The sequence below is a fragment of the Flavitalea sp. genome (assembly GCF_035489435.1).
Taxonomy (GTDB): Bacteria; Bacteroidota; Bacteroidia; order Chitinophagales; family Chitinophagaceae; genus DATHKG01.
Genome location: NZ_DATHKG010000166.1, coordinates 1 through 12389 on the forward strand (window position 1 = coordinate 1; position 12389 = coordinate 12389).

Consider the following 12389-nt stretch of genomic DNA (forward strand, 5'->3'; position numbering starts at 1 on the left):
GCTGCAACACATTTTCCGAACTCACCTTAAACTGCGCCATCGGCCCAAATCCGGTATTGATACCATAGATTAGCTTGTGATCAGAAAACCGACGCAAAAATGAATGGTTTTCTGAAACATTCTGTATAGCAGCTGCGTCCAAATGGATGGCCTTTTGTTTGAAGATAATTTCCGAAAAGTCGTGAAGAGAAAGTCCGCCGCCACCAACTTGTATCATAGAGAGAGGTTCATTATAGAAACAGAGGGCACAAAAAAAATAAAATATAGCCAGCCCATCAAATTTTTATTGTTCGGGCACAACTTCCGCGCCGATAGTAGTATTCAACAGAATATTCCTCGTACATAGCGCACACGCACATTGAAACGCAGAAACGCAATGGAACCTGCCCCTACGTGTCAATAATCTTTACATCGGCGTTTCTTATTATCTTTGTCGACCTAAAATTGTGGCTATGAACGGGATAAGGCTGGCCGTAATATTAAAGGCTTTGTTCATTTTTGTATTTACTTTCAATTCAGTTGCACAGACTGCATACAATAAACAAGGCTTTTATGATGCGATGTCAAGTACAGATATTAAGGTAATAGATCGAGAGATTAAAGAAGCAGAAAAAGCAACCGGCCTGGATAAGCAGGCAATCATCGGTACATTGAGGATGAAAAAGGCAGGATTTGAATCAGGAGCAGGGAAAAGGTTGAAAATTTTCAAGGTCGGACACAAGGAGCTGGAAGCTTCGATAAAACAGGATAACACAAATGCAGAGTATAGATTAATGAGGCTGATGATACAGGAGAATGCTCCGGGAATTCTTGGGTATAAAAAGGAAATAAAAGGCGACAGTGATTATCTTCGCAAATCGTTTAAAAGCCTGCCAGAACCCGTACAAAACGCCATCATTCATTACGCAAAAAGTTCTAAGGTTTTGAGTGAAAAGGAATTCAATTAAGATTTCAGGATGAATAAGAAAGTACTAGCAGTTTATTATACTCAATCTGGCCAGCTAAAACAAATACTCGATAACTTCACTGCTCCGTTTACCCAGGCAGGAATAACCGTGGAAACTGTAAGCATCCAACCAAAAAAAGACTTCCCGTTTCCGTGGACAACCCCTTCGTTTTTTGATGCAATGCCAGAAAGCGTATTGACAATTCCCACAGAGATCGTTCCTTTTCAATGCCAGGAGCTATCTTATGACCTGGTTATATTCGCCTATCAGCCATGGTTTCTTTCACCGAGCATTCCGGCAAATTCACTGCTCCAACATCCTTCATTCAAAGCAATTATTAAAGACACCCCGGTTATCACCCTGATCGGATCACGTAACATGTGGGCAAGTGCGCAGGAAAAAGTAAAGAATTTTCTTAAAGAAGCCGGTGCAAAACTGGTTGGAAACACCGTTCTGATGGATCGTAACCAGAACCATGTGAGTGTGGTGACTATATTTCATTGGATGCTTACCGGCCGGAAAGACAGGTACCTGAACATATTTCCGAAGCCCGGCATCTCTGATGAAGATATCAGGAAGGCGTCGGATTTCGGAACTACAGCAGCCAAACATCTGCAAGAAAATAATCTGGATAGTTTACAAGAGGCATTTATCATACAGAAAGCCATCGAAGTACATTATGGATTGATATTTATAGAAGAAAGAGGAAGCAAACTGTTTAAGCTCTGGGCTAAGCTGATCACAAGGAAAAAGAATCGGACCCGCTGGCTTGTTTATTTTAAATATTATCTTTTAATTGCCCTGTTTGTCGCAGCGCCGATCATATTTACTGTTTACTCAATCTTATTCAGGCCATTTTTGTCCAGGAGTATAAAGAGAAAGAAACAATATTATCTAGCATTGAATTAATTTTATCTGACGATGTCTCTCAACCAGGTCTATATTACTAACACTTCAACGTATTTTCCGAATGAGCCCGTTTCCAACGATGAAATGGAATCTTATCTGGGTTTTATTGACGACAAACCGTCCAAGTCAAGACGAATTGTTCTTAGAAATAACGGGATCAAAAACAGGTTTTATGCCCTGAATAAAGAAGGAAAGGCTACACATAGTAATTCTGAAATGACTGCTGAAGCGGTTAGAAAACTGTTCAATTATGACAATGCCGGGTTGAAAACTATCGAGCTCTTAAGCTGTGGCACTTCTTCTCCGGATCAAATGATGCCCTCACATGCGGTGATGGTTCACGGACATTTGCCGGAAATGAGCGGAATTGAGGTAGTATCACCATCAGGTGTTTGTTGCGCGGGAATGCATTCATTTAAGTATGCTTATATGGCTGTTAAATCCGGCGACGCCGAAATTGCTGTTAGTACAGGATCTGAAAGATTTTCCGCGGCAATCAGGGCTGATCAGTTTAAAGATGAGGTTGTTAAACTCAAGGAGCTTGAAAATAATCCTTATATAGCTTTTGAAAAGGACTTTCTCCGCTGGATGTTGTCGGACGGTGCTGGTGCTTTGCTCCTCTCAAATAAGATGAATGAAACTGGTCTGAGCCTGAGAGTGGAATGGCTCGAAGGAATTTCTTATGCCAACGAGATGGATGCCTGTATGTATATGGGCGCTGAAAAAAACCAGGATGGCTCTCTCACCAGCTATCTCGACTATTCCCCGGACCAATTAAAATCACATTCAGTGCTTAGCATCAAACAGGATGTAAGATTGCTGGGAGATAATATAGTTCCACTTGGTGGCCGAAAACTAAAAGAACTGTTTGACAAAAAAGGACTGAAGTCGGAAGAGATCGATCATTTTCTACCTCATATGTCGAGCGAATTTTTTAAAGGAAAAATACACGATCGGCTCATTGAACTTGGTATAGGTATCCCTTACGAAAAGTGGCGCGTTAATCTTTCTACAAAGGGCAACGTAGGCGCAGGATCTATTTACCTGATGATTGATGAGCTTTTTCATGGAGGTAAGCTTAAAAAAGGGGAAAAAATTCTTCTGTTGGTTCCCGAAAGTTCAAGATTTTCCTATATGTACGGCTTATTGACTGTTTGTTGATCTTTTTACTGATTTTTGGCAATTAAATCCCGGTAGTATGAAAAAAGAAAACATTCCCCAGGATAGAAGTGCTTTGGCAAAACTCACCAAAGAGCTGAGTTATGCAACAGATGAATCAGGCAATTATGTTACTGCACTTAGCAATGGGTGGGAGATAAAAGCGGAAGCGCTTGACATTGCCTGGGACGACATCAAACACCGGATAGCTGATGCAAAAGCAAAAGTTGACAGGAAAGAAGCCAGCCCGGTATTGTTCTTCATGGAACTCAGACTGATGGACATGGGAATTGTCGCAGGCTACACCGGCTTTTGGAAATGGCAGATCAAAAGACACATGAAACCAGCCGTGTTCCAAAAATTATCCGATAAAAAATTACAACGATACGCAGACGCATTTAATGTCAGCCTGACTGAGTTGAAAACAATGAACGTTGATGAAGACTGATTTTGTACATACCCAGGCCGCCCATTGTGAAAACGGAGTTACAACAAACCTGCTCAGTGGCGCAGGAGCGACCTCATTAACAGAACCACTGGTTTTTGGAATAGGCTCAGGACTGTTTTTCATCTACATCCCGTTTATGAAAGTAAACAAGGGGCCTGCATTTGCTTACCGCACAATGCCCGGACTCATTTTTAAACGAACCTGTAAAGCACTGGGCATCCCCGTTGTAAGAAAAAAGTTTTCTTCCCGTGAACAGGCCCAAAAGTTTTTGGAACAATGTATCGGGGCAGGCCAGCCAGTGGGATGCCAGGTAGGCGTATACTACTTATCATATTTTCCCAAAGAATACCGGTTTCACTTTAATGCGCATAACCTGATAGTTTATGGTAAAGAAGGAGACGACTACCTGATCAGCGACCCGATCATGGAAGGTGTAACTAAACTCAGTACCTATGAATTAGAACGGGTAAGATTTGCCAAAGGAGCAATGGCTCCGCGGGGACAGCTATATTATCCGCGGGAAAAAAAGATCATAACACCTGACCAGATCCGGGATGCAATAAAAAAAGGTGTGAAAAGAAATGTCCGGGACATGCTACATATTCCCGGACCAATAGCAGGAGTAAGCGGAATTCGCTATACCGGCAAAAGAATAAAGAAATGGCGCGATAACCTCGGTCTACCAAAGGCCGGGCTGTATCTCGCTCAACTTGTGCGGATGCAGGAAGAGATAGGCACTGGCGGTGGAGGCTTCCGTTATATCTATGCTGCTTTTTTGCAGCAGTCTCATGCTTATCATCCCAATGACTCTTTACTTGAAATCTCAAAGAAATTCACAAAGGCCGGTGATCTCTGGAGAAATGCAGCAGTCCAGGCAGCTGGCATTTACAAAGGTCGTCTTACTAAACAGGAAGATTTTAATGTGATGGGCGATATTCTGTTCGAGATTGCAGACTTAGAGAAAGATGCGTTCCAGGACCTATCCAAAATGAAATGGACCTGATGAATAATGAAGCGGTTAATATAGAAAATCTCCAGTTTGCTTATCGTGACCAACCGCGTCAACTCTTTTCTGATCTTAACCTTCAAATAGAGAAAGGCGAAAGCTTTGGCATCTTCGGTCCTAATGGCGCCGGTAAAACAACTCTTATGAGTATCATGACCGGTCTTATAGAATATACCGGGGGTTCGGTAAAACTATTGGGGCAGGAAGTAAAGACCAAGAAAAAATATTTTAATAAACGCTTTGGTTTTGTACCCCAGGACTTTTCTTTTTACCAGGAACTTACGCCAAAAGAAAACCTTGAGTTTTTTGGTTCCTGGGCAGGATTAAATACATCAACCATAAATAAAAGGATCGATGAACTACTGGATGTTCTTGGCTTAAACGATGTGAGAAATAAACAGGTTCAAAAGTTTTCGGGTGGTATGAAGCGTAGGGTAAACCTGGCAATATCAGTGATACATCATCCAGAAGTATTATTTCTCGACGAACCAACTGTTGGCGTAGATGTACAGACACGTTTTGCAATAATAGATTACCTTAAGAATCTTAACGCGGCCGGAATGACACTAATTTACACTTCACATCAGTTACATGAAGCAGAATCTCTATGCCGCAAAATAGCCATGATTGATGAAGGAAAAATCATCGTGCACGACTCACTGGAAAATCTGCTGAGCAAACATCAACAAGATGGCCTTGAAGGTTTATTCCTCAGCCTGACTGGCAAATCTTACCGCGATTGATCCATGTTTAAATTGTATGCAACCATATTGAAGGACCTTCGTATCCTGCTGCGCGATAAGGTTGGACTTACCCTCATGTTCCTGATGCCGGTAGTGCTGGCAATAGTTATAACGATAGTGCAGAACAGCACTTTTGAAATGGTGAACAACAACAAAATGGCCCTGCTTCTTTGTAATCGCGATACAGGTGAAGCGGCAAAACAGCTTGAATCGGCGATTGAAAAAGTAGGCATGTTCAATGTTACAAAGATCCCGCCAGGGGAAGATGAAAAACAGATCTCAGAAAGAATGGGATCAAAAGATGCATTGGTGGCAATCATCATCCCTGCTACCTTTTCGTCGGAATTAAGTGCAAGAACAAAAGACATCGCAGCCCGTGCATTGAAAGATGTTACTATTGATACAACTTATGCCGCACCAACAACAAGTGGACAAATCGGTCCGATAACACTATATTACCATCCGGTTCTCCAGGCTTCGTTCAGGCAATCTATTCAGGGCGCATTAAAAAGTACATTACAAATAGTAGAGAGCCGCCAGGTGGTAAGAAATCTCTATCAGAATCTGAATGAAGAGCAGATTCCTGATACATTGGAAAACGAAATTATTACTAACCAGGTTCCCATTACAGAAATCCCGGTTTCAAGGGATGGAAGCCGCTCTATCCCTAATGCTTCACAACATAATATTCCTGCCTGGACGGTGTTTGCAATGTTTTTTGTTGTAATTTCTTTAGGTGGAAGTGTTGTGAGAGAAAAGCTTAGCGGAAGTTTTCTTCGACTGAAAACCTTGCCGACTAACTACCTGGTGGCCCTCATTTCAAAACAACTTACCTATATAGTTGTTACATTTTTTCAGGCCTTGGTTATCTTTTCAATTGGTATCCTGATCTTCCCAAAGCTTGGATTGCCTAAACTCAACCTTCCAGCAGATATTGGGGGCTTAATAATTGTAACACTGATGTGTGGATGGTGTGCAGCAAGTTATGCGATCTGTGTCGGAGTAATTACGAAAACACAGGAACAGGCTAACGGCCTGGGTGCTGTGTCAATTGTGTTGCTTGCCGCAATCGGAGGAATACTGGTGCCGTCATTTGCAATGCCGTCGTCGTTTAAATATATCATGCAACTTTCACCTTTACATTGGTGCCTGGAAGCATACTATGGCCTATTTCTGGAAGGGGGAAAACTAAAAGATATTTTGATTAATATTTTACCTTTATTGTTTATTACACTTGTAATACAGGCAATCACATTAATCGCGTTGAAGAGAAAAAATCTAATTTGAATTTATGATAATGGAAACAGAAGACTTAAAACTGCAGGTTAAAAAACAAATCGTTCAGTTTCTAAATCTGATGACGGTAAAACCGGAAGATATCAAGGATGACGAACCGCTGTTTGGCGAGGGACTGGGGCTGGATTCAATAGATTCAATTGAACTGATAGTGTTACTTTCACGCGAATATGGAATCACCATCCAGGATCCCAAAGAAGGCCGAAAGATACTGGTTGATGTAAATACCATGGTTGGCTATATTGAAAAACACAGAACAAAATAAAATACCTATAGTGAGCGATATTGTGGTTACAGGTCTGGGTATAATAAGCGCTATTGGCAATTCAGTAAATGAAAACCGCGAGGCATTGATAAATGGCTTTTGCGGCATTTCAACATTAGAAAACTTTCCTTCAAGATTTTCGGGCGTACTTCCTTGTGGTGAGATCAAAATCAGTACTGAGGAACTAAAACAAAAATTGGCTGCCACTCAACCAGGAGTAACCCGAACAGACTTATTATGTCTTCATGCATTCAGGCAGGCAATTGAAGATGCCGGACTCACAACTGAAGAGATCGAAAGTCCCGACACAGCTTTTATCAACGGCAACACTGTTGGAGGTATGTGTCTTACAGATGAACTGTATCATGATGCAAACAAACATGAACAAGGATCCGAATACCTTGGCTCTTATGACTGTTCTTCGGTAACACTTTCTATACAAGCTCAATACAAAATGCAGGGACCGGCCAGCACCATTAATACAGCATGTTCTTCCTCGGCAAATGCAATCATGTTTGGTGCAAGGCTGATACAAAACGGATTTGCAAAACGTGCCATTGTCGGAGGTGTTGATAGCCTTGCAAAATTTACATTGAATGGATTCAATTCCTTGCACATTCTATCGCCTGCACTATGCAAACCTTTTGATAAGGACAGGCAAGGCCTTAACCTTGGTGAAGGGGCAGCATTTCTTATACTGGAAAAAGAAGAAGATGCTGCAGGGAAAAATATTCATGCCCGTCTGAGTGGTTATTCAAATACAAATGATGCATATCATCCTTCTTCATTATCACCTGCCGGAGATGGCCCCTATCTTGCAATGAAAATTGCGTTGGAATCCGCGGGTCTTTTACCACAGGAAATTGATTTCATAAATACCCATGGTACCGGAACAGAAAACAATGATGAGGTGGAATCTAAGGCGATGATTCGAATTTTTGAAATCATTCCGACCTTCAGCTCAACCAAAAGTAACATTGGTCATACACTCGGTGCAGCAGGAGCAATTGAAGCGGTGTATAGCATACTTAATTTAAAACACCAGGAAATATATCCCTCCCTTAACTTTAACGAACCACAAGCCGACACCGGCCTTGTTCCGGTCCGCGAGTATAAACAGGTTCACCTTAAACATATCATGTCAAATTCTTTCGGCTTTGGTGGTAATTGTTCCTCATTGATTTTTTCAAAAGTCTGACCCGATGTTTTATATCCAGGAATCCACATGCATTTCATCGCAATCAACCTTTCTCAATAAGATCAACCTGCTTGAATACCAGGTTCCCGAAGGCAATAAATTTTCTGTTAAAGAACCTTCGTACGAAGACATCCCTGAGAAAATATTGAGGCGCATGGGCAAGGCCGTTAGACTCGGAGTCGGGGCAGCAATGCCACTAATTGCGGGTTCTGGAAACCCTGACGGAATCATAATAGGAACTGCCAATGGAGGAATGGAAGATTGTATTAAATTTCTAAATCAGATCATTGAGTATAAAGAAGGGCTGTTAACGCCGACTAATTTTGTTCAAAGCACTGCGAATGCTGTGGCCGGCCAGGTTGGTATGCTTCTAAAAAACAATGGCTACAATATCACTCATGTTCATCGTGGACATTCTTTTGAGAATGCTATGCTCGATGCAGCCATGCATTTGGCCCAATATCCCGATGCCCGTTTACTATTAGGTGCAGTTGATGAAATATCCGCCTATAATTATAACATTGATTTGTTAGCTGGTTGGTACAAAACAACTGCCATTAACCCGGCAGAAATTTATAAAAGCGATAAACCCGGCAGCTATCCGGGTGAAGGATCAGCTATGTTTATCGTAGATAATAAAAAGCAACAGGGATCCGTCCGGATTGATGCTTTGAAAACCATTACATCTAATGATCCGCAACTCGTTAGGCATCGCTTTCACGAGTTTATCACATTGAATAATTTACAGAACGATCCACCCGGCCTATATTTATCCGGCGAAAACGGCGACAGCAGGATGATGCATTTTTACGAAGCTTGTGAAACACAAATTGAAAAGGTTCCTGTTGCGAGGTTTAAACATATATCAGGTGAGTTTGCAACCGCTTCTGCAATAGGTTTATGGTTATCAGCTGAAATACTTCGGAGCCAGGAGGTTCCCGTACATATGTGGAAACACCAGCAGCCTAACCCAATGGCAACACAACGCCACCCTTTACACAAAATATTGATCTACAATAACCATAAGGCTCTTCAACATAGTTTTATGCTATGCAGCATTGATCTATAATAAATCATTGATCTATAATATTTGGCAAATGACTTGTTGGGTTCACTAACATAAACGCGCATAAACCCTGAGGCTGGCTTAGGTTTTGATTAATATCCTGCTTTATGCAGAATCAAAACAAGTCAATATGAAAAAGTCAATCTTACATTTTTCCGCAATCATTTTTTTGGCCGGGGCATCCTTTATAAGCCTCGAATCCTGTAAGTCAAAGCCTAAAGATGCAGATATTGAAGCGGCGATCGTGTCCAAATCGACATCCTACCCTGGATTATCCGCAACGGTAAAGGATGGTGTTGCCACATTAACCGGGACTGCGTCAGATGAAGCAACTAAAATCGCTTTTGAAAATGATGTAAAAGGCATTGAAGGAGTAAAAAGTGTCGTGAACAACATTAGTGTAGCTCCTCCTCAAGCCGCGGCCCCTGTCGAAATTGCTGCCGATGATCCGATTGCCAAAGGTCTTGCTGATGCAACAAAAGATTATCCAACAGTTACGGCGACGGTCAATAATGGCGTTGTGACCTTAACAGGCGAACTTGAGCGATCAAAATTACCAGCGTTGATGAAGTCAATAAACACATTGAAACCAAAGAAAGTTGAACAGAAACTGACTTTGAAATAAGCAGGGGTAAACGCGATTATTATTTACTGATTTACAAAGCAGCAATTATCCCTGGTATACAATAATTCTGGTAGACAAATAATTATCTCTATTCAAACTTAAATTATAGGAGGACCAAATTATGGCTCTGCAAGATAAATATAAACAGCTGATCGATTCAGCCAAGGCCTCAGGTGTTACTAATCTACAGGTAGGGGTACAGGATAATGTGCTGTACATAAACGGGGAGGCGCCTGATGGAAGAACAAAAGACTCATTATGGGAAATTTATAATCAGATCGATCCTGACTTTCGTGGCGGAGATTTAATCCTCGATATAAATGTTTCGAATATGGCTGCAGGTGTCAAGGCAAAGGTTGTCACAGAAACTTCTAATCTGAATATCCGCAAAGGTCCGGGAACTGATCAACCCATTGTAGGAAAGGCAAAACACCATGACTATGTTACGCTTGTAAGCAAAACAAATGATCAATGGTGGCTGGTTAAAACGGCGAGTGGAGAAGAAGGGTATGCATATGCTCAATATCTTTCGGTTGAATAATTAGAGCAACCCGACGGTATTTATAGGGTCGCTTCTGTTGGACGCGGTCCTTTTTTGTGCGAGCAGCAATAAACATATTTCTTTAATCGCAATATTACACCGAATGCCAAAACACCATTAGAATCTGATTAAAATTGACCTACAATTAATCTAGCGCCGTATCCCACCCATATTTTTAGTTATATTGAGTAAATACATACAGATTAGTAATATATCCTATTTATTCATAAGGCGATGAAGCTACTAATCATTGAAGACGAAAGAGAAATTTCAGATAGTATCTGCGATTACATGGAAAACGATCATTTCTTTTGCGAGCGGGCCGCAACTTATCCCGAGGCGCTTGAGAAATTAGCCAATTCCTCCTATGCCTGTATTTTGCTGGATATCGGGTTACCGGGCGGAAGTGGCCTCGGGTTACTCGAATATCTCAAAAAAGAAAACAGGACTGACGGTATCCTGATAATTACTGCAAAGAATTCGCTGGATGATAAGGTTACCGGTCTCAACTTCGGCGCAGACGACTATTTAACGAAGCCATTTCATCTTGCTGAACTTTCAGCAAGGGTCACGGCAATAACCCGACGCAAAGCATTCGATGGAAAAAGCACTATCGCCTGTAACAATCTGCTTATTGATCTGAAAAAGAAAACGGCAAGTGTCAACGACAGGTTAGTGGATCTAACAAAAAAAGAATATGACCTGTTGCTGTATTTTTTAAGCAACAAAAATAAAGTGATATCCAAGAATGCTATCGCTGAACATCTCTGGGGGAACAATGCCGACCTGGCCAGCAACTACGACTTCCTGTATACTCATATAAAAAACATGAGAAAAAAACTGGTTTGGGCCGGCTGCGAAGATTATGTGAGATCAGTATATGGGATGGGTTACAAATTTCAGCAGCATGATTAACAAATGAAACTATTCTCAAGGCTGTACAGGTTAAATCTGTTTGCCACATTATCCATCTTTATTTTTTCCAGTATTGGCTATTACTTCCTGATAAGATTTGTAGTAATTAAGCAGTTTGATGAAAATTTACAAATTGAAAGATCAGAAATAGAAAAATATGTAGGAACTCATCATGAATTGCCAGAGATCTTCGCTGTAAAAGATCGTCTTATTACATTTAGCCCGACGGACAAGTCCCATAAATCGACATTTCAAACCATCGCCACATATGATACAGTGGGAGCAGATACTGCTGACTTCAGGAAACTATTTTTTACCGTCCAGGCAGGCAATCAATGGTATCAGGCAATGGTAGGCAAATCGATGGAAGGCACCGAACATCTTATACACACTATTATAGCGATAACCATCGTTGCTATAATGCTGATACTGTTAGTTTCTTCCATTATTAACAGGGTCGTATTGAAAACCCTTTGGCAGCCGTTTTATAAAGTGCTGCAGTTGATGAAAAATTATCAGGTAAGTAAACCAGATCCGCTTGTATTCCCTGACAGTAAGATAGAAGAGTTCAATTTTATGAGTTTAGTCTTAATGAAAGCCACTACCAAAGCAAATCAGGATTACCTGACACTGAAAGAATTTACCGAAAATGCCTCTCATGAAATGCAGACACCGCTGGCTATCATCCGATCGAAAATAGATCTTGTTATACAGGATGAACAAATATTCGCCAGGCATAGCATCAACTTGCAGGCAATGTATAAGGCAATTGACAAACTGACGAACCTGAATTACTCCCTGTTATTCCTTACTAAAATCGAAAACAACCAGTTCAATGATACAAGGGAGATAAATATCCGCGAAATACTGGACGAAAAAATATTTCAATTTGAGGAAATACTTTTAGTCAACGGAATAAAATTGTCCGTAAAAACAACAGATGTTAAGGTAGATATGAACGGGATGCTGCTGGACGCCCTGCTGAATAACCTGATAAGTAATGCAGTGAAACACAACAAGGCAGCGGGAAGTATTAACATTAATCTCACCAGCGACAAAAAACTGGTGATTGGTAACTCTGGAAACGGTGTATTGCTGGATCAGAAAAAAGTGTTCACACGTTTTTATAAGCCCGAACAAAACACCCAAAATACCGGCTTAGGTTTATCCATTATGAAGCATATATGCATTGCATCCGGGTGCAAAATCAGCTACCACTATGAAAACGATTTTCATTTTTTTACCGTAGATTGGATAATAACATAACAGTCA

Annotated in this window: 15 protein-coding genes; 14 read left to right on the top strand and 1 reads right to left on the bottom strand. The window is 41.1% G+C overall.

Features of this window, described 5'->3' with window-relative positions; translation table 11 throughout:
• A partial coding sequence (locus VK664_RS26425; RefSeq protein ID WP_461401729.1) for an aromatic amino acid lyase occupies positions 1-217 on the bottom strand: 217 nt, incomplete at its 3' end.
• A gap of 235 nt (positions 218-452) precedes the next feature.
• On the opposite strand from VK664_RS26425, the gene VK664_RS26430 reads away from it, so the two are divergent.
• The 14 genes from VK664_RS26430 (at position 453) to VK664_RS26495 (ending at position 12383) form a co-directional block, all read left to right on the top strand.
• On the top strand, positions 453-947 hold the full coding sequence (locus tag VK664_RS26430) for a hypothetical protein (protein WP_461401730.1): 495 nt from the start codon (positions 453-455) through the stop codon (positions 945-947).
• Positions 948-956: 9 nt separating this feature from the next.
• Positions 957-1856, top strand: a complete 900-nt coding sequence (locus tag VK664_RS26435) for a hypothetical protein (RefSeq protein ID WP_461401731.1) — start codon at positions 957-959, stop codon at positions 1854-1856.
• Between the two features lie 12 nt (positions 1857-1868).
• Positions 1869-3017, top strand: coding sequence for a beta-ketoacyl-ACP synthase III (locus tag VK664_RS26440; protein ID WP_461401732.1), 1149 nt, complete (start codon positions 1869-1871; stop codon positions 3015-3017).
• Between the two features lie 37 nt (positions 3018-3054).
• Positions 3055-3462 carry a hypothetical protein gene (locus VK664_RS26445; RefSeq protein WP_461401733.1) on the top strand — a complete coding sequence of 136 codons (408 nt, stop codon included), beginning with the start codon at positions 3055-3057 and terminating at the stop codon, positions 3460-3462.
• Positions 3452-4465: a BtrH N-terminal domain-containing protein gene (locus VK664_RS26450; RefSeq protein ID WP_461401734.1), complete on the top strand. Its 1014-nt coding sequence runs from the start codon at positions 3452-3454 to the stop codon at positions 4463-4465. Before VK664_RS26445 ends, VK664_RS26450 begins: the two co-directional genes overlap by 11 nt.
• Positions 4465-5211 (top strand): ABC transporter ATP-binding protein, encoded by a 747-nt coding sequence (locus VK664_RS26455; RefSeq protein ID WP_461401735.1) that lies wholly within the window; start codon positions 4465-4467, stop codon positions 5209-5211. The genes VK664_RS26450 and VK664_RS26455 overlap by 1 nt, the downstream gene beginning before the upstream one ends.
• Before the next feature lie 3 nt (positions 5212-5214).
• The gene (locus VK664_RS26460) at positions 5215-6498 is read left to right on the top strand and encodes an ABC transporter permease (RefSeq protein WP_461401736.1); all 1284 of its coding nucleotides are present in this window, start codon (positions 5215-5217) and stop codon (positions 6496-6498) included.
• Positions 6499-6508: 10 nt separating this feature from the next.
• The gene (locus tag VK664_RS26465; protein WP_461401737.1) at positions 6509-6772 is read left to right on the top strand and encodes a phosphopantetheine-binding protein; all 264 of its coding nucleotides are present in this window, start codon (positions 6509-6511) and stop codon (positions 6770-6772) included.
• Positions 6773-6782: 10 nt separating this feature from the next.
• Complete coding sequence (locus tag VK664_RS26470) at positions 6783-7970, top strand: beta-ketoacyl-[acyl-carrier-protein] synthase family protein (RefSeq protein ID WP_461401738.1); 1188 nt, start codon at positions 6783-6785, stop codon at positions 7968-7970.
• A 4-nt stretch (positions 7971-7974) separates the two neighbouring features.
• Positions 7975-9039, top strand: coding sequence for a beta-ketoacyl synthase chain length factor (locus VK664_RS26475; RefSeq protein ID WP_461401739.1), 1065 nt, complete (start codon positions 7975-7977; stop codon positions 9037-9039).
• Positions 9040-9166: 127 nt separating this feature from the next.
• Positions 9167-9661, top strand: a complete 495-nt coding sequence (locus VK664_RS26480; RefSeq protein ID WP_461401740.1) for a BON domain-containing protein — start codon at positions 9167-9169, stop codon at positions 9659-9661.
• Positions 9662-9782: 121 nt separating this feature from the next.
• Positions 9783-10202 (top strand): SH3 domain-containing protein, encoded by a 420-nt coding sequence (locus VK664_RS26485; RefSeq protein WP_461401741.1) that lies wholly within the window; start codon positions 9783-9785, stop codon positions 10200-10202.
• A gap of 234 nt (positions 10203-10436) precedes the next feature.
• A complete protein-coding gene (locus tag VK664_RS26490) occupies positions 10437-11117 on the top strand; it encodes a response regulator transcription factor (protein ID WP_461401742.1) in 681 nt (226 codons plus the stop codon).
• Positions 11118-11120: 3 nt separating this feature from the next.
• Complete coding sequence (locus tag VK664_RS26495) at positions 11121-12383, top strand: sensor histidine kinase (RefSeq protein WP_461401743.1); 1263 nt, start codon at positions 11121-11123, stop codon at positions 12381-12383.
• The last annotated feature ends 6 nt before the right edge of the window (positions 12384-12389 follow it).